This window comes from Pseudomonas sp. (assembly GCF_037994325.1).
Taxonomy (GTDB): Bacteria; Pseudomonadota; Gammaproteobacteria; order Pseudomonadales; family Pseudomonadaceae; genus Aquipseudomonas.
Genome location: NZ_JBBNAH010000013.1, coordinates 1 through 18,084, shown reverse-complemented (window position 1 = coordinate 18,084; position 18,084 = coordinate 1). Strand labels below are relative to the sequence as shown.

General features: G+C 59.3%; 17 protein-coding genes. 13 read left to right on the top strand and 4 right to left on the bottom strand.

Going from position 1 to position 18,084, the window contains the following annotated elements; translation table 11 throughout:
* Window positions 1-405: 405 nt before the first annotated feature.
* From AAAB16_RS00405 to AAAB16_RS00380, 6 genes are all read left to right on the top strand, one after another.
* Window positions 406-1,617 carry a PepSY domain-containing protein gene (locus AAAB16_RS00405; protein WP_340661546.1) on the top strand — a complete coding sequence of 404 codons (1,212 nt, stop codon included), beginning with the start codon at window positions 406-408 and terminating at the stop codon, window positions 1,615-1,617.
* Window positions 1,614-2,156, top strand: a complete 543-nt coding sequence (locus AAAB16_RS00400) for a thiamine pyrophosphate-binding protein (RefSeq protein ID WP_340661545.1) — start codon at window positions 1,614-1,616, stop codon at window positions 2,154-2,156. The genes AAAB16_RS00405 and AAAB16_RS00400 overlap by 4 nt, the downstream gene beginning before the upstream one ends.
* Entirely contained in the window at window positions 2,153-2,467 is a 315-nt protein-coding gene (locus AAAB16_RS00395) for a hypothetical protein (RefSeq protein ID WP_340661544.1), read from the top strand. Before AAAB16_RS00400 ends, AAAB16_RS00395 begins: the two co-directional genes overlap by 4 nt.
* Before the next feature lie 82 nt (window positions 2,468-2,549).
* On the top strand, window positions 2,550-3,197 hold the full coding sequence (locus tag AAAB16_RS00390) for a 7-cyano-7-deazaguanine/7-aminomethyl-7-deazaguanine transporter (protein ID WP_340661543.1): 648 nt from the start codon (window positions 2,550-2,552) through the stop codon (window positions 3,195-3,197).
* Window positions 3,198-3,652: 455 nt separating this feature from the next.
* On the top strand, window positions 3,653-5,128 hold the full coding sequence (locus AAAB16_RS00385; RefSeq protein WP_340661542.1) for a nucleobase:cation symporter-2 family protein: 1,476 nt from the start codon (window positions 3,653-3,655) through the stop codon (window positions 5,126-5,128).
* Between the two features lie 118 nt (window positions 5,129-5,246).
* Window positions 5,247-6,059 carry an outer membrane protein OmpK gene (locus AAAB16_RS00380; RefSeq protein ID WP_340661541.1) on the top strand — a complete coding sequence of 271 codons (813 nt, stop codon included), beginning with the start codon at window positions 5,247-5,249 and terminating at the stop codon, window positions 6,057-6,059.
* Window positions 6,060-6,251: 192 nt separating this feature from the next.
* Here AAAB16_RS00380 and AAAB16_RS00375 read toward each other — a convergent pair whose 3' ends face one another.
* The 3 genes from AAAB16_RS00375 to moaA all read right to left on the bottom strand — a co-directional run bounded on the left by AAAB16_RS00375 (window position 6,252) and on the right by moaA (window position 8,795).
* On the bottom strand, window positions 6,252-6,701 hold the full coding sequence (locus tag AAAB16_RS00375) for a PA2169 family four-helix-bundle protein (protein WP_340661540.1): 450 nt from the start codon (window positions 6,699-6,701) through the stop codon (window positions 6,252-6,254).
* Window positions 6,702-6,922: 221 nt separating this feature from the next.
* Window positions 6,923-7,738 (bottom strand): transporter substrate-binding domain-containing protein, encoded by an 816-nt coding sequence (locus AAAB16_RS00370; protein WP_340661539.1) that lies wholly within the window; start codon window positions 7,736-7,738, stop codon window positions 6,923-6,925.
* Between the two features lie 52 nt (window positions 7,739-7,790).
* Window positions 7,791-8,795: a GTP 3',8-cyclase MoaA gene (moaA, locus tag AAAB16_RS00365; RefSeq protein ID WP_340661547.1), complete on the bottom strand. Its 1,005-nt coding sequence runs from the start codon at window positions 8,793-8,795 to the stop codon at window positions 7,791-7,793.
* A 223-nt stretch (window positions 8,796-9,018) separates the two neighbouring features.
* On the opposite strand from moaA, the gene AAAB16_RS00360 reads away from it, so the two are divergent.
* Window positions 9,019-9,657 carry a TetR/AcrR family transcriptional regulator gene (locus AAAB16_RS00360; protein ID WP_340661538.1) on the top strand — a complete coding sequence of 213 codons (639 nt, stop codon included), beginning with the start codon at window positions 9,019-9,021 and terminating at the stop codon, window positions 9,655-9,657.
* Between the two features lie 121 nt (window positions 9,658-9,778).
* Here the strand turns inward: AAAB16_RS00360 and AAAB16_RS00355 are convergent, their stop codons facing one another.
* Window positions 9,779-10,210: a heme-binding protein gene (locus tag AAAB16_RS00355; protein ID WP_340661537.1), complete on the bottom strand. Its 432-nt coding sequence runs from the start codon at window positions 10,208-10,210 to the stop codon at window positions 9,779-9,781.
* Between the two features lie 325 nt (window positions 10,211-10,535).
* Between AAAB16_RS00355 and gcl the strand changes: the two genes are divergently transcribed.
* From gcl to AAAB16_RS00325, 6 genes are all read left to right on the top strand, one after another.
* Window positions 10,536-12,311: a glyoxylate carboligase gene (gene gcl / locus AAAB16_RS00350; protein WP_340661536.1), complete on the top strand. Its 1,776-nt coding sequence runs from the start codon at window positions 10,536-10,538 to the stop codon at window positions 12,309-12,311.
* A 107-nt stretch (window positions 12,312-12,418) separates the two neighbouring features.
* Window positions 12,419-13,201, top strand: coding sequence for a hydroxypyruvate isomerase (gene hyi / locus AAAB16_RS00345; protein WP_340661535.1), 783 nt, complete (start codon window positions 12,419-12,421; stop codon window positions 13,199-13,201).
* A gap of 11 nt (window positions 13,202-13,212) precedes the next feature.
* Entirely contained in the window at window positions 13,213-14,103 is an 891-nt protein-coding gene (locus AAAB16_RS00340; RefSeq protein ID WP_110614931.1) for a 2-hydroxy-3-oxopropionate reductase, read from the top strand.
* 167 nt (window positions 14,104-14,270) lie between these two features.
* Window positions 14,271-15,545, top strand: coding sequence for a glycerate kinase (locus AAAB16_RS00335; RefSeq protein WP_340661534.1), 1,275 nt, complete (start codon window positions 14,271-14,273; stop codon window positions 15,543-15,545).
* Window positions 15,542-16,987: a pyruvate kinase gene (gene pyk / locus AAAB16_RS00330; RefSeq protein WP_340661533.1), complete on the top strand. Its 1,446-nt coding sequence runs from the start codon at window positions 15,542-15,544 to the stop codon at window positions 16,985-16,987. Before AAAB16_RS00335 ends, pyk begins: the two co-directional genes overlap by 4 nt.
* Window positions 16,988-17,268: 281 nt before the next feature.
* Window positions 17,269-18,084: urea transporter (locus AAAB16_RS00325; protein WP_340661532.1), on the top strand; the 816-nt coding region annotated here is incomplete at its 3' end.

Sequence of the window (18,084 nt, the reverse complement as noted above, 5' to 3'; positions counted from 1 at the left end):
CTGGCTGCACTTAAGCCCCGCTTCGCTGAGGATGCGTTTGAATTTCTGGTTGTCGCGCTGCAACAAATCCGGGTTCAGGGCTACCTTGCCCACGCTCCGGCGAGTCAATACGTTCATACACAACTCCTGTTTTGGAACGGCGCTCATAAGAAAAAAGTGGCGCCTTATTAACAAGACGGATGAGCAAGGAAAAAACCGCAAAAAAATTTGCACATTGGCTGATTTTTTCTGCGCCGCTCAGGCAAACCGCCGCTCGTAACATTTCCTTGCATGTGCCGGTGCGGGTTTTGCCACAGCTATCCGTCTTGTAGGTAGAGACGGTTGAAACTGCGAAAGTTTCAGCCGGCCTTTTCTCGCTGCGCTATTAAGGCGCCGGTTTATTCTCCCCCTGTAAGCGTTGTTTTTATGTCAAAACCCCTAGCCAAAAAAAACCGCAGCAAAACCTGGTTTCTGGTCCATAGCTGGCTGGCTTTGCCCATCTGGTTTTTTCTACTGATCGTGTGCGTAACCGGCACGCTGGCGGTGGTGAGCCAGGAGATTGTCTGGCTGGCCAACCCGGATATCCGTGCAAGCAAACCCAGCGATGATGCTCAACCGCTGAGCTACGGCCAGGTGCTGGCGGCCATCCGAGAGGAACGCCCGGAGTTGGCGGTGGAATGGATTTCCACCCCGGACGAGTCGCATTTTGCCCTGAGCGCGAAGGTTAGCGAACCGGGTGGAGGCAGCTACCGGCTGTATATAAACCCCTATAGCGGGGCGATTCAGGGCGTCAGCCCTACCTTCGACTTCCAAGGGTTTACCCGTGCGTTACACGGCTGGTGGCTGGTGCCCTTCACCAATGGCTATAGCTGGGGCTGGTACCTGGTGTCGATTCTCGGCCTGCCGTTGCTGGCGTCGTTGATTACTGGGCTGGTGGTGTACAAGCGCTTCTGGAAAGGCTTTTTCACTCCCCGCCTACGGGTTAATCAGGGTGCGCGAATTTTCTGGGGCGACTTTCATCGCCTGAGCGGCATTTGGTCGATCTGGTTTATTGCGGTGATTTCCATCACCGGCACTTGGTTTCTGATCGAAGCACTGCTGTCGGACTTACATATTTCGATATCCAGCGAAGGCCCACCGGCCTTTGTCGCTCGCCACGAAGTAGCGATTACCTCTGACGGCCTGGCGCCGCCTCAACTGGAGTTGGACCGCATTACCGCTATCGCCACGGAGCAGATCGCCGGGCTGGATATCAGCTTTATCTCGCTGCCCGAAGACGCTTTCGGCCACTACAGCGTTGGCGGCCGCGGCTGGTACCCGCTGATGTTCCAGACCGCCGATATCAACCCGTACACCGGCGCTGTGGCGGGGGCCAATTTGCTCGAGGACCGTAGCGCCCTGGAGTTTGTCACCGAGTCAATGCGGCCGCTGCATACCGGCGACTTTGGTGGTCTGTGGGTCAAGCTGATCTGGTTCTTCTTCGGCCTGCTGCTGAGCATGATGGTACTGAGCGGCTTGTTGATTTGGAGTAAACGCACGGTGCAGGCCACCGCCAATCTGGCCAAACGAGCCGAGCGTAAACGGCCGACGCTCACCGCCAGCCCCGTGACGAATAGCCAAGCGGAGGGTCAGCCATGAACAACGCTATCGCCAAACCCCCAAGCAGCGCCCGGCGCCTGTGGCACAAGTACCGCTTTCACCTGAATATCGTGCTGGTGCTGATTCCTCTCGGCTTTATGCCGGCCTATTTGCAGAACGCGGCGATGACCCGCGGCACCCTCGGTTTGGGCGAGCGCGAGGTCGGCGAATTCAACGTCGGCCCCTGGACCGCTCGGGTAGCCGAATGGCATGTCGGCGAGCCAGAGGCCGAAGGCAAGGCCGGCCATATGAAGGAGTTCACCGTGGCCCTGTGCGAAAGCTGCCTGCCACAGGTGAAGGCCGCCTACCTGCGCATTGGCAAACCGCGCAGTTTGCGTACCGCCGGGGCATTGCTGTCGGGTAGCCCGTATCGGCTGTTTGCCGAGGTGACGGTACCGCCTGATACCACGGCCAACAGTGAGCTGTGGCTAACCGTCGAAGGCTGGGATGGCAGCGTGCAGCAAACCGCCATCCCCTTAGCCAATGCCTCCCCTTCCCTCGTCAGTTGGTTGCAACGCCAGCCAGGAGCTCGCCCATGACCCGTATGCCTTTGCTGCTCCTCGGCGCCCTGCTACTAGGCACCAGCGCGCCCACCCCGGCCCATGGCTTGTACTGCCAATGCCAGGCGCTGGGCGATGGCCAAGTGCGCTGCAACGGCGGACTCTCCGATGGCACCGCCCTGCCCGGCGCGACGCTGGATGTGATCGGCTACGATGAAAAAACCTTAGTGGCCGGCAAGCTTGGCGCCGACTCCAGCTTCACCTTCAGCAAGCCCGAGGGCGAGTTCTATGTGCTGATGGAATTGGGACCAGGGCACACCGTGGAGGTAGACCACAAAGACATCCGCTAACAGCGCATCCTGCGGATCGTTCGGGTACTATGCGCGCCGCTTCCATGGGTTCCCTAACCCCATCCGTCAAAAAGGCCCTGCCATGTCGCTGATTGCCCCCGAACGTCGCCGCGTCGCGCTAGCGACCTTGGTGCTGTTCCACATTCTGATCATCATCGCCAGTAACTACTTGGTGCAGTTGCCGATCACCCTGTTCGGTTGGCACACCACCTGGGGGGCGTTCAGCTTTCCGTTTATTTTTCTGGCCACCGACCTCACCGTACGCCTGCTCGGCAAAGGCCCGGCGCGGCTTGTGATCGCCCAGGTAATGGTGCCGGCACTGGTGGTGTCGTACATCGTCTCGGTGCTGTTTCAGGAAGCCAGCTTCCGTGGCGTTGGTGCTCTGCTGGAATTCAACGAATTTGTTCTGCGCATTTCCCTGGCCAGTTTTCTCGCTTATGCCTTTGGGCAGATTCTCGATATTCAGGTGTTTGACCGTTTGCGCCGCCTGCGCCAGTGGTGGATTGCGCCAACCGTCTCGACCATTTTTGGCAACCTGCTCGACACCTTTGTGTTTTTCGCCGTGGCCTTCTGGCACAGCAGCAACCCGTTTATGGCCGAGCATTGGGTGGAAATCGCCAGCGTCGACTATGGCGTAAAGCTGACCATCAGCTTGCTGCTGTTTGTGCCGTTGTATGGCGTATTGCTCAACGCCATTTTGCGGCTTCTCGCCGGCCGGCAAGCGGCCTAGACCATCTCCTGGTGAACACCTTCGCACCTGGATCCCCGCCTGCGCGGGGATGACGGGGATATCCTTAACAACCTCCGTCGTCCCCGCGTAGGCGGGGACCCAGGTACCGCAACGTCGCGGCCGAACGCCGTTGGCCACCTTTCAGGTCAATATCCTGTGAAATAGCCGTAGGTTGGGTTGAGCCAAAGGCGAAGCCCAACAGGCCGACCGCAGGTCGGCGCGTATCGGTCCAGCCCGTGTTGGGCTTCGCTGCGCTTAACCCAACCTACGCCCCACCCCCAGGCATCCGCCTATCTTTTTTGTACACAATCCCAAATAAAACTGTTCCACATCCTGTCCACAAGTGATTATGATCGGCACATTCTGACCAGGTAGACAGATTTCCCGCCTGACAGACTGAGGGCCGTGACCCTCGTAAGCCCATGACCGAACAAAAACAATTGGCAGGCTAAATCATGACGACCCCCGCAAGCTCCCCCAGTAGCACCCGCTCGGACCTCATTTACGGCCTCAACGATCGCCCGCATTTCAGCGCCGCATTGTTCGCCGCCCTCCAACACGTACTCGCCAGCTTTGTTGGCATCATCACCCCCACCCTGATCATCGGCGGCGCCCTCGGCCTGCAGAGCGAAGTGCCTTATCTGATCAGCATGGCGCTGTTCGTTTCCGGCCTCGGCACCTTTATTCAGGCACGGCGCTTCGGCCCGGTGGGTTCCGGTTTGCTCTGCCTGCAAGGCACCAGTTTTGCCTTTATCAGCGTGATTCTCAGCGCCGGGTTTATGGTCAAAAGTCGCGGCGGCGGCACCGATGAAATTCTCTCAACCATCTTTGGTGTGTGCTTTTTCGCCGCCTTCATCGAAGTAGCCCTCAGCCAATTTATTGGCAAGCTGCGCAAGCTGATTACGCCAGTGGTGACTGGCACCATCATTACCTTGATGGGCCTGTCGCTGATTAAGGTGGCGGTTACCGATATGGCTGGCGGCTTTGGCGCCGCTGATCTCGGTGCCCTGAGTAACCTGGGCTTGGCGTTTTTGGTGCTGGCGATCATCGTGGTGCTGAACCGTTTTGATATTCCGATTCTGCGCTTGTCGGCCATTATCATCGGTCTGGGCATCGGCTTTATGGTGGCGTGGGCCCTGGGCAAGGTGGATTTCGCCACCATGCCAGACGTACCAGCGGTGAGCATTCCGTTGCCCTTCAAGTACGGTTTTTCCTTCGACTTTTATGCGTTTATTCCGGTGGCGGTGATCTTTCTCATCACCCCGCTGGAAGCCGCAGGTGACCTCACCGCCAACTCGATGATTTCCCAACAACCAGTGCGTGGCCCGGTGTATATCCGCCGGATCAAATCCGGCCTGCTTGCCGACGGCTTGAACTCCGCCATGGCTGCGGTATTCAGCAGCATGCCGATGGTGACCTTCGCGCAGAACAACGGCGTGATCCAGCTGACCGGTGTCGCCAGCCGTTATGTGGCGTACTTTATTGCCGTGCTGCTGGTGTTGCTCGGTCTGTTCCCGATGGTCGGCGCGGTGCTGCAACTGATGCCCAAACCGGTACTCGGTGGCGCCACATTGATTATGTTTGGCACCGTGGCCGTGGCCGGGATCAAGATCCTTTCCGAGGCCGGCCTGCACCGACGCAATATGCTCATCGTGTCGATTTCCCTCGGCCTCGGCCTGGGCGTGGCGGCAGTGCCGGAAGTGCTGCGCGAGCTGCCCAGCGCGCTGCATAACATCTTTGAATCGCCGATTACCGTCGGCGCCTTTGCCGCCATCCTGCTGAATATCTTCTTGCCGGAGGAATACCTGGATGCCATCGAAGAAGATGAATTCGATCCGGAAGCTTCAATCGTTGAAGTGATGCAAAACCCTAGCGTTGAAGACATCGCCAACGATCAGGCTCGCAACGGCAAAGTCAGCCTGCAGAGCTGAGCCCCACCGCCCCTATTCAACCCGCTTACCTACCCCGCCCGCACCGTTACGGTGGCGGGCGCAGGGCGGTGCCTGGGCTGGAAAACTGTGAAACCACTACAACAATAAGGAACGCCCCATGAACCTCAAGCATTTGCCGCACTGCCTCGCCCTGTCTGCCGGTCTGTTTACCGGTGGCCAAACGGCGTTGGCAGGTGACCTGCTGCAATGGCAAAACAACAGCCTGACCTACCTGTATGGCCAGGATTTCAAGGTTAACCCTGAAATCCAGCAAACCGTCACCTTCGAGCACGCCGACGGCTGGAAGTACGGTGACAACTTTTTGTTTATCGACAAGATTTTCTACAACGGCGAGGCCGATGCGGGCGTCGGCAACAACACCTACTACGGCGAATTCAGCCCGCGTTTATCCCTGGGCAAAATCAGCGGGCAGAAGATTGCCTTTGGCCCGGTCAGCGACGTGCTGCTGGCGATGACCTATGAATTTGGCGAAGGCGACGTGGAGTCGTACCTCATCGGCCCGGGCTTTGACCTGAGCATTCCCGGCTTCGATTATTTCCAGATCAACTTCCTCAACCGCCATACCGAAGGCAATCGTCCAGGCGACAACGTCTGGCAGATCACCCCCGTGTGGAGCTACACCATTCCCGTGGGCGAGTCCGACATTCTGATCGACGGCTTTATGGACTGGGTGGTCGACAACGACAAAAACGCCCAAGGCACCTACCACGCCAACCTGCACTTCAACCCACAGATCAAATACGACTTGGGCAAAGCGCTGCACTGGGGTGAAAAGCAGCTGTATGTGGGTATTGAATACGACTACTGGAAAGACAAATACGGCATCGACAACGACAGCTTTCTCGGCGACGTAATCCTCGACGGCACCGACCAGAACACCGCGAGCTTGTTGGTGAAGGTGCATTTCTAAGAGGGTCTACGCAGTCGTAGGGTGTGCTGTGCGCATCACCGTGTAGCCGCACAAACCGCTTGGTGCGCGCAGCACACCCTACGTATATGCGTGCCGCAAAAAAGAAAGGGCGACCCGCTTTTGGCGGGTCGCCCTTTTGCGTCATGGGGCGACGGATGAGCGCCCCGTGACAACAACCGCGATAACGCTAGATCAGCTAGCGCGCGCCATATTGCGCAGCGCTTTCACCTGATCGTGGTTGCGCTGCACGCCCTGGCGTTGTTTTTCCAGGATGCTGCGCACGTTCGAGGGCAGGTCTTTCTCCAGCGCTTCTTTGTAATGCTTCAGCGCAACGTCTTCGCCACGCTCGCACTCGTTAAGAATGGCGGTTTCGCTATGGCCGGTCAGTACGCTTTTCAGGTTGACCCAACCGCGGTGCAAGGCACCAGTGGCGCTGGAGCTGGTTTCCGGGTCGCCGCCGAGGCTGCGCACCAGTTGCTGCAGTTCACCGGCAGCGGTTGCGCACTCTTGCGAACGCTGGGTGAACAGCCCTTTGAGTTCGGGATTTTCGATGTCATTCGCGCATTCATGAAACCCTTTCTGACCGTCTTTGCTGGTCTCGATCAGATTGTTAAGCAGCGAGATGGTGTCTTTGTTGTCCATGTTCAAATTCCTCTTTTGCGTCTCGGGCCTCAGGTAGAAGCCGCCAGATTTAAGTCAGCTAGTGTTCGCCGACCGCTCGGAAAAATGGAGTGGAGGGGTTTGCCAAAGGTTCAGGAAAAGCGCTCGCAGGTACGCCGTTGCAGCGGCTGATATCACGCAGCAACGGCAGAGGCCGCGCGGCCCCTAACCGCTCGTCAGGGCTTTGAGTCTAAGGTTAGAACTCAGTGGGTTTGCTTGGCCTTTTGCCGCTTAAGGGCGTCGACTTTCCACTGTTCCATGCCCATAAATTCCGAGTCGAGATTGGCTTCGACTTGGTACTTGTCCTTCAGCTTGGCGATCTGCTCGTGTTGCTCGATAAGGAACTGATCAAAGCGTTGAATCAGCTGCGGATGCCTGCTGCTGGAGAGGTTAAAAGTGCCACGGGTGAACGGCAGCTTGGGGTCGAACACCAGCGCGCCGGGCTGGGCGCGAATGTTATCGAGGTAATAGCTGGCGACCACAATGTTGAAATACGCGCCATCGGCGTCTTTCCGCAATGCCAGTTTGATCATGGCGGGCAAATCGTCACTGGCGATCAGCTGGGTGTGTTTGGCCTCGACCCGCGCTTGGTACGCCCAGGGTGTCCAGCCGTTCACGATGGCCAGGCGCTGAAGCTTGTCCACGCCTTGCCCTTGGCGCATCGGCGGCACCAGCACGCCGTCCACATAGTTCACTACGGCTTGGCTATAGCTGAGATTTTTGCCGGCTTTCTGTCCTTGCGCCCAGGTGGGATTGTCGGGGTATTTAAAATCCACCTCGCCCTGCAACAGCGCCGCTAACAAGCGCTCGCCAGACAGCGGGCGGTAGTCGAACTGAATGCCGGCGGTGGCGGCAAACAGGTCCAATACCTCGCGGGCAAAGCCGCAATAGTTACCCTGCTTATCGGTGCTGTAGTGCGGCATAAAGGCCAGGTTTTCCACGCCGACCACATAGGTTTGCGCGTGGGCGGTGTTGGCGAGAAACACCAGGGCAATGGTGCAAACGAGCTTGTGCTTCACAACGGGCGTCCTTTGTTATTTTTGTTTGAATTGGAGTGGGGAGATCGCCGTACTAACCGCCGGTCACGCTCATAAACCGCAGCACCTGCACCTGTTCTTGCTGGCCGAAGTGATGGCGTTCGGGTTTCAGGTGCAGGGCCTCGACCAAGGCGTGGCGCAGGCGTTGGCTATCGCCGGGGTGGGCACGCATCAAGCCTTTTAAATCCAGCGCGCCTTCATGGCCCAAGCACAGCACCAGCTTGCCTTCGGCCGTCACCCGCACGCGGTTGCAGTCGCCGCAAAAGTTGTGGCTATGGGGCGAGATAAACCCCACTTGGGTGTCGCTGCCCACCACCTGCCAATAGCGCGATGGCCCGCCAGTCACACGGCTGCTGCGCACCAGGGCAAAACGCTGTTCGATCCGTTCGCGCACCTGCTCGCTGGAGCAGAAGGTGTGCTCGCGGCTGTGACTGCTGATGCTGCCCAAGGGCATTTCTTCGATAAAGCTGATATCCAGGCCACGCTCTACGGCGAACTGCACCAGGTTGTGCACCTCGTCGTCGTTACGACCTTGCTGCACCACACAGTTGAGTTTGATGCGCTGAAAACCCGCGGCCCGTGCCGCCTCGATTCCAGCCAAAACCTGCTCAAGTTTGTCGCGCCGGGTAAATGCGGCAAAACGTTCGCGCTGCAACGAATCGAGGCTGATGTTCAGGCGTTTAACTCCAGCGGCGTGCAGCTCGCCGGCCATGTCCAGCAGCTGTGAGCCGTTGCTGGTAATGGCCAAATCGTCCAACTCAGGGCGCGCGCCCAAGCGCTGTAACATGCCCACCACGCCCTTGCGCACTAGCGGCTCGCCGCCGGTAATACGGATGCGTTTAACGCCCAAACCGATAAACGCATCGGCGACGTTGTACAGCTCTTCAAGGCTCAGAATGTGGGCGCGCGGGGCGAACTGCATGTCTTCGCTCATGCAATACGTGCAGCGGAAATCGCAGCGGTCGGTCACCGATAAACGCAGGTAAGTGATACGCCGCCCAAAGGGGTCAACCAAGCTGGCGTCAGGTGCAAGCGGCATAGACAAGACGGTTCTCCAACTGCTCAGGGAGCCGGACAATGATGGCGATGGATTTATTGACCAGAGGGTCAGAAATGTACCCAATAAATACTGATCGCGTATACAAGAATTTCAGATCACCGCCGCGTTTTGTCTGACGTTGAGCCTGGCGCAAACGCGGTGCTACCATGCCTGACCACGTAAAAAGCCCATTGATGCGGTGCCTAGAAAAAAGAGTCTTTAGATGACCAGTATTCGCGAGCGCAACAAAGAGCTGATTCTGCGCGCAGCCAGTGAAGAGTTCGCCGACAAGGGCTTCGCCGCCACCAAAACCAGCGACATCGCCGCCAAGGCAGGCTTACCCAAGCCCAACGTGTATTACTACTTCAAGTCCAAAGAAAACCTGTACCGCGAAGTGCTGGAAAGCATCGTCGAACCGCTGCTGCAGGCCTCGCAGCCGTTCAACCAAGGCGGCCAACCCGCCGACGTGTTGCGCGCTTATATCCGCTCGAAAATCCGTATTTCCCGTGACCTGGCCTATGCCTCCAAGGTGTTCGCCAGCGAAATCATGCATGGCGCCCCACACCTTTCCCCCGAGCAAACCGCGCAGCTCAATGCGCAGGCCAAGCACAATATCGGCTGCATCCAGACCTGGATTGATCAGGGGCTGATGGCCAAGGTCGATCCGCATCATTTGCTTTTTAGCATCTGGGCGGCGACGCAAACCTATGCCGACTTTGACTGGCAGATTTCCATTGTCACCGGCAAAGCCAAGCTCGACGACGCCGACTATGAGGCGGCGGCCGAGACCATTATTCGTATGGTGATTGGTGGCTGTGAGGTGAGTGAGGAAAGCATCAAGCCGGTGAAAGTCGCCGGGTAATGCGCCCCCTGCACAATTCTGGGTCCCCGCCTGCGCGGGGACGACGGCGGTTTGCCTAAAAACACCGTCATCCCGGCGCAAGCCGGGATCCAAAATCGCGGATAAATCCCCGTTCCGCGACTTACCCAATATCCGCCTGCAACCCCGCCGCCAACACGCCTTTCACCGCGCACTGCTCATCAATATCCGAGGTATCGCCACTGATACCCACGGCGCCAATCACCTGATTGTCTGCGTCGCGAATCAGCACGCCACCGGGCGCGGGAATCACATTGCCGTTGGCCAGGGTGTTCACCGCCGCAATAAAGCTCGGCCGCTGCTGTGCGTCATTGGCAATCAACCGTGACGCTTTACCCAAGGCCACCGCGCCCCACGCTTTGCCGATGGCGATTTGTGGGCGGAGCATGCTGGCGCCGTCTTCACGCAGCAGCGAAATCAAATGGCCGCCAGCATCCAGCACGGCAATGGTCAGCGGCGCAGCGCTAATGGCGCGGCCGGCCGATTGCGCTTGTTCGGTAATACGGGTGGCGAGTTGCAGGGTTAGAGCGCTCATAAGCCTTACCTTTTTTTGTAGTTGGAAATGGATAGACACATCCCTGGCGCTGCAATGGCGACTGCCGGGGCAATCAGAAGACGATCTCAACTATCGCACCCAAAACAAAAAACGCAAGTCACAGATACAATCCAGTTGTATTTTGTATACATAAAACCTCAACACTACTCACAAGGCGCCGGCCGCCCCGCTAAAACAGGCGTTTTAAATCATTTTCGCCCCGCCGCCATTTGCCCAAGAAAAATTGTTGACCGCAAAGTCATGGCCTGAATAGAATCAGCCACAGCAAGTTGTATACAATTTAAGAACAAAAGAGGCACAACAAATGGCCAAAATGAGAGCAATCGAGGCAGCCGTCCTCGTGATGCGCCGCGAAGGCATCGACACCGCGTTTGGTATTCCCGGCGCTGCGATCAACCCCCTGTACGCCTCGCTGAAAAAAGTCGGCGGCATCGACCACGTTCTGGCTCGCCACGTGGAAGGCGCCTCGCACATGGCCGAGGGTTACACCCGTACCAAGGCTGGCAATATCGGCGTGTGCATCGGCACCTCCGGCCCGGCTGGCACCGATATGGTTACCGGCCTGTACAGCGCCAGTGCCGACTCCATCCCCATCCTCTGCATCACCGGCCAGGCGCCGCGTGCCCGTATGCATAAAGAGGATTTCCAGGCCGTCGATATCACCAGCATCGTCAAGCCGGTGACCAAGTGGGCGACCACCGTTATGGAACCCGGCCAAGTGCCGTATGCGTTCCAGAAAGCCTTTTACGAAATGCGCAGCGGCCGCCCCGGCCCGGTGCTGATCGACCTGCCATTTGATGTGCAAATGGCCGAAATCGAATTTGATATCGACGCCTACGAGCCGCTGCAGCTGAGCCGCCCCGCGGCTAACCGCGTGCAGGCCGAAAAAGCACTGGCCATGCTCAATGACGCTGAGCGCCCGCTGCTGGTAGCCGGTGGCGGCATTATCAACGCCGATGCCAGCGACAAACTGGTGGAATTCGCCGAGCTGGTGGGCGTGCCGGTTGTGCCCACTTTGATGGGCTGGGGCAGCATTCCCGATGACCACGCGCTGATGGTTGGCATGGTCGGTCTACAAACCTCGCACCGCTACGGCAACGCCACCCTGCTGGAGTCGGACCTGGTGTTTGGTATCGGCAACCGCTGGGCTAACCGCCACACCGGCTCGGTGGATGTGTACACCGAAGGCCGCCGTTTTATTCACGTTGATATCGAGCCGACGCAAATCGGCCGTGTATTCAACCCGGACCTGGGCATCGTCTCCGACGCTGGCGCGGCGCTGGATATGTTTATCGCCGTGGCCAAAGAGTGGAAAGCCGCCGGCAAGCTGAAAAGCCGCGCCACCTGGTTGGACGCCTGCCACCAGCGCAAACGTACCCTGCAGCGCAAAACCCACTTCGACAACGTGCCGGTCAAACCGCAGCGCGTGTACGAAGAAATGAACGAAGCCTTTGGCAAAGACACCTGCTACGTCAGCACCATCGGCCTGTCGCAGATTGCCGGCGCGCAGTTCCTGCACGTGTACAAGCCGCGTCACTGGATCAACTGCGGCCAGGCCGGTCCGCTGGGTTGGACCATTCCAGCAGCATTGGGCGTGGTCAAAGCCGACCCAACCCGCAACGTGGTGGCGCTGTCTGGCGACTACGACTTCCAGTTCATGATTGAAGAATTGGCCGTCGGCGCGCAGTTCAACCTGCCCTACATCCACGTGGTGGTAAACAACTCCTACCTGGGCCTGATTCGCCAAGCCCAGCGCGGTTTTGAAATGGACTACTGCGTGCAACTGGCCTTTGAAAACATCAACGCCCCGGAAATCAACGGCTATGGCGTTGACCATGTGGCAGTGGCTGAAGGTTTGGGTTGCAAAGCGATTCGGGTGTTTGCGCCCAACGATATTCAGGCCGCCCTGCGCCAGGCTCAGGAACTGATGAAACAGCACCGCGTGCCGGTGGTGGTGGAAATCATCCTGGAGCGCGTGACCAATATCTCCATGGGTACCGAGATCAACGCGGTTAACGAGTTTGAAGACTTGGCGTTGACCGGCGCGGATGCGCCGACGGCGATTTCGTTGCTGGATTAAAAGCGCCCTCACCCCCGCCCCTCTCCCGCAAGCGGTAGAGGGGAGACGACTACCGCATTCCAGTTCCCTCTCCCGCGAGCGGGGAGACAATCAAAAGGAGCGAACCCATGCCACGCTTTGCCGCCAATCTCTCCATGCTGTTCACCGAAGTGGACTTCCTGGACCGTTTCGACGCTGCCGCCCAAGCCGGTTTTAGCGGCGTTGAATACCTTTTTCCGTACGACTATCCAGCCGAAGAAATCAAAGCCCGCCTAAGCACCCATAAGCTGGAGCAGGTGCTGTTCAACCTGCCCGCTGGCGACTGGGCCAAGGGTGAGCGCGGTATCGCCTGCCACCCGGACCGCGTGGAGGAATTCCGCGCGGGCGTCGACAAGGCCATCGCCTATGCCAAGGTGCTGGGCAACTCTCAGATCAACTGCCTGGCCGGCATCCGCCCACAAGGGCCGGACTGCGCCACGGTGGAAAAAACCTTTGTCGACAACCTGAAATACGCCGCCGAAAAACTCCAGGCCGCAGGCATCAAGCTGGTCATGGAAATGATCAACACCCGTGACATTCCAGGCTTCTACCTGAACACCAGCAAACAGGCCCTGGCTATTCGCGACAAGGTCGGCAGCGCCAACCTGTTCCTGCAGTACGACATCTACCACATGCAAATCATGGAAGGTGATCTGGCCCGCAGCCTGGAAGGCAACCTGGCGGTGATCAACCACGTGCAGTTGGCCGACAACCCCGGCCGCAACGAGCCCGGCACCGGCGAGATCAACTACCGCTTTCTGTTCGCGCACCTGGACCGCATTGGTTACCAGGGCTGGGTCGGCTGTGAATACAAGCCGGCCACTACCACCGCTGCCGGCCTTGGCTGGCTTAAAACACATAACGCCATTTAAGGAGCATTCCCATGGCTAAGATCGGCTTTATCGGCACCGGCATCATGGGCAAACCCATGGCGCAAAACCTGCAAAAAGCAGGTCACACCCTGTTCTTCTCTGAGCACTTCGACAAAGCCCCGGCTGACCTCTTGGGCGACCAAGGCGTTGGCCTGGCCAACCCGAAAGAAGTGGCGCAGGAGTCCGAGTTCATCATCGTCATGGTGCCGGATACCCCACAGGTAGAAGACGTGTTGTTCCGCAAGGACGGCGTGCTGGAAGGCGTTGGCGCCGGCAAGGTAGTGATCGACATGAGCTCGATCTCCCCTACCGCGACCAAAACCTTCGCGGAAAAAATCAAAGCCACCGGTGCCGCTTACCTCGACGCGCCGGTGTCTGGCGGTGAAGTGGGCGCCAAGGCGGCCACCCTGTCGATCATGGTTGGCGGCTGCCCAAATGCCTTTGAACGCGCGCTGCCGCTGTTTCAAGCCATGGGCAAAAACATCACCCGCGTCGGCGGCAATGGCGATGGTCAAACCGCCAAAGTGGCTAACCAAATCATCGTTGCTCTGAATATTCAGGCCGTGGCGGAAGCCCTGCTGTTCGCTGCGAAAAACGGTGCCGACCCGGCCAAAGTGCGCGAAGCACTGATGGGTGGTTTTGCCGGCTCGAAGATTCTGGAAGTACACGGCGAGCGCATGATCAAAGGCACCTTTGACCCGGGTTTCCGCATCAGCCTGCACCAGAAGGACTTGAACCTGGCCCTGGCCGGCGCCAAAGAGCTGGGCCTGAACCTGCCCAACACCGCCAACGCCCAGCAAGTGTTCAGCACCTGCGCGGCCATCGGTGGCAGCAACTGGGACCACTCGGCCTTGATCAAAGGCCTGGAACATATGGCCAATTTCTCAATTCGTAAGGACTGACCTACGACCGTGAACCCTCGGGTTCGCGGTAACCCTTTTCGACCTCCCGGTAAGCGGTGTCACGGCCTGCGAGCCGGGTAGGTCGATTTCAGTCCACAGCCGTTGCGCACGACGGCTGTGGACTGCAATCGATCGCAGCCATAACAAGAAAAGATCTCGGAGTAGCCATGACCCCTGACCCGAAAACTCTATTGCGCGACTTGTTCGCCACCGCCATCGACGCCGCCCACCCGCGCCAGGTATTGGCCGACCACCTGCCCGCCGACCGCAGCGGCCGAGTGATTGTCATCGGCGCCGGCAAGGCCGCTGCGGCCATGGCCGAAGTGGTCGAGCGTGAATGGCAGGGCGAGGTATCCGGCCTGGTGGTAACCCGTTACGAGCACGGCGCCAACTGCGAAAAAATCGAAGTGGTTGAAGCCGCTCACCCCGTGCCGGATGACGCCGGCGAGCGTGTAGCCCGGCGGGTGTTGGAGTTGGTGAGCAATCTGCAGGAAAGCGATCGGGTGATCTTTCTGCTCTCCGGCGGTGGCTCGTCGTTGCTGGCCTTGCCCGCTGCGGGCATCAGCCTGCAAGACAAACAAGCCATCAACAAAGCCCTGCTCAAATCCGGCGCCACCATTGGCGAGATGAACTGCGTGCGCAAGCACCTCTCGGCGATCAAGGGCGGGCGCTTGGCCAAAGCCAGTTGGCCGGCCAGCGTATACACCTATGCCATCTCCGATGTGCCGGGCGATGAAGCCACGGTAATCGCCTCCGGGCCTACGGTTGCCGACCCCACTACGTCCCAGCAAGCGCTGGCGATTCTGGCCCGCTATGGCATCGACATTCCCGCCAACGTGCGTGCCTGGCTCAATAGTCCGCAATCGGAAACGGTAAAACCCGGCGACCCGTGCCTGGCCCGCAGCCATTTCCAACTGATCGCCACACCGCAGCAATCGCTAGATGCCGCTGCGGCCAAAGCCCAGGCCGCCGGTTTGCCGACGCTGATCCTGGGCGATCTGGAAGGCGAGTCCCGCGAAGTCGCCAAGGTGCACGCCGGCATCGCCAAGCAAATTCAGCTGCATGGCCAGCCGCTCAAACCGCCCTGCGTAATTCTTTCGGGCGGCGAAACCACCGTCACCGTGCGCGGCAACGGCCGTGGTGGGCGCAATGCCGAATTCCTCTTAAGCCTGACCGAGAGCCTTAAAGGCCTGCACGGCGTATACGCCTTAGCCGGCGACACCGACGGCATCGATGGTTCAGAAGACAACGCCGGCGCACTGATGACGCCCAGCAGCTACAGCCGCGCCGCCGACCAAGGCATAAGCGCCAGCGATGAACTGGATAACAACAATGGCTATGGCTACTTCGCGGCCCTGGGCGATTTGATCGTCACCGGCCCGACGCGGACCAACGTCAACGATTTTCGCGCCATTCTGATCCTTGAGAAGCCTGCCCAATGAGCCTGCCTACGCCCAACGAAAAAAAGTCCAAAGCCGACAAAAAAGTAAAAATCCTCGCCACCCTTGGCCCTGCGGTGCAAGGCGTGGATGACGTGCGCCATTTGGTCGAGGCCGGGGTCAACCTGTTCCGCCTTAACTTCAGCCACGGCGAGCACGCTGACCACGCCATGCGTTACCAGTGGGTGCGCGAAGTGGAACGGCAACTGAACACGCCCATTGGCATTTTGATGGACCTGCAAGGGCCGAAACTGCGTGTCGGCAAGTTTGCTGAGGGCAAGGTCAACCTGGTTCGCGGTCAGGCCTTCCGCCTGGATCTGGACGCTACTCCAGGCGATGAGCGCCGGGTCAACCTGCCCCACCCGGAAATCATCGACGCCCTGCAACCGGGCATGAGCCTGCTGCTCGACGACGGCCGTCTGCGCCTGGAAGTGACGCGCAAACAAAACACCGGTGTCGACACCCTGGTCAGCGCCGGTGGCGAGCTGTCCGACCGCAAAGGCGTGAACGTGCCCGAGGCGGTTTTGCAGCTCAGCCCACTGACCCGTAAAGACCGCATCGACCTCGACTTCGGCCTGCAACTGGGCGTGGATTGGGTCGCGCTGTCGTTTGTGCAGCGTCCGGAAGATATCGTCGAAGCGCGCGAACTGATTCAGGGCAAAGCCTTCTTGATGGCGAAAATCGAGAAGCCCTCGGCCGTGGTGCACTTGGAAGCAATCGCCAAACTCTGCGACGCGATTATGGTGGCCCGTGGCGACCTCGGCGTCGAAGTGCCGGCCGAAAATGTGCCGCGCATTCAGAAGGACATCATCCGCACTTGCCGGCAATTGGGTAAGCCGGTGGTGGTGGCCACGCAGATGCTGGAGTCCATGCGCTTCTCCCCCGCCCCGACCCGCGCCGAAGTAACCGACGTCGCCAATGCGGTAGCCGAAGGCGCCGATGCGGTGATGCTCTCGGCGGAAACTGCCTCCGGCGACTACCCGCTGGAAGCCGTGAGCATGATGAGCAAGATCATCCGCCAAGTGGAAAACGGTCCAGACTTCCAGGCCCAACTCGACGTTAGCCGCCCGCAAGCCGAAGCCACCGCCTCGGACGCCATTAGCTGCGCCATCCGCCGTATCACCGGCATTTTGCCGGTGGCGGCGTTGGTCAACTACACCGAATCGGGCAGCTCCAGCCTGCGCGCCAGCCGTGAGCGGCCGAAAACGCCGATTCTCAGCCTGACCCCGAATATCCAGACCGCCCGCCGCCTGACCGTGGCGTGGGGCATCTACTCGGTGGTGAATGCGCGCTTAAGCAAAGTGGAAGAAATCACCAGCACCGCGCTGGAAATCGCCCAAGCGCAAAACATGGCCAAACGCGGCGACACCGTGGTGATTACCGCCGGCGTACCGTTTGGGCAATCGGGCACCACCAATAGCCTGCGGATTGAAACCCTGCTTTAACGAATCCCATCTGGTTCACGCCAGTTTTGGCGCTCAACGTGCCCTCGTTGCGCGCCTTTTTTATTCAAGATCGCCGTACGTGAATGCCGAGCCGCCGCCCCCCACGCAGGCGGGGACGCCGACATGTGGGCAGTGCGAACTGTTGTGTAAAACCCGCGACTCTGGATTCCCGCCTTCGCGGGAATGACGGGGTTAAAACTGCCTACACCGTCGTCCCCGCGCAGGCGGCGGTCCGACGATTCGGGACCCAGGTACCGCCATTTCAACCACACCCACCAACCATGACCCAACGCTCATACGGCAAAACCCTACTCAACGGCTGCAGCCAAATCTTCCTGCAACAGCACCCGCTGTTCGGCGCCCTATGCCTGCTGGCCATCGCCATCGGCGCACCGCACTTGCTCGGCGGTGCATTGCTTGGAGGGTTTGCCGGGGCGTTGGCGGCACGGCGGCGCGGCTACGACCAGGCGGATATCGAAGCTGGTCTCTACAGCTACAACGGCATCTTGCTGGGCCTGATGCTGTGCAATCACTTCGCCTGGTCGGCCGTGCTGCCGCTACTGATCATCGCCAGCGCGGGCGCATCCAGCCTGGTGCTCAACCGTTTGATGCGCGGTAACCGCCAACGGCAATGGCTGCCCGCTTTCACCGCGCCCTTTGTCGGCTTGAGCTGGCTGCTGTTAAGCCTGTTGCCGAGCACACTTGCACCACCGCTTCAGGTGGTGGCGCCATTCACTGCAACCCTGGACCTTGCCGGCATAGTCGCCGCGCTACTGAGAGGCGTGGGGCAAGTCATTTTTCTCAGCGAACCACTGGCCGGCGCCATCGTGCTATTCGGTCTATCGCTGGCCAGCCGCCGCGCAGCGCTATGGGCGTTGCTGGGTTCGGCCATGGGCCTGGCCATGGCCTTGTACCAAGGCTGGCCGATGAGCAATGCGTTAGCGGGGTTGTATGGCTATAACGGCGCGCTGGTGGGTGTGGCGTTAAGTCAGGCGTACCGCAAACCGGCGGTGGTGCTGCTCGGCATCCTGCTCGCCCTGCCCCTGCAACCGGGGTTCGCCGCATTCGCGCTGCCGGAACTGACAGCGCCGTTTATT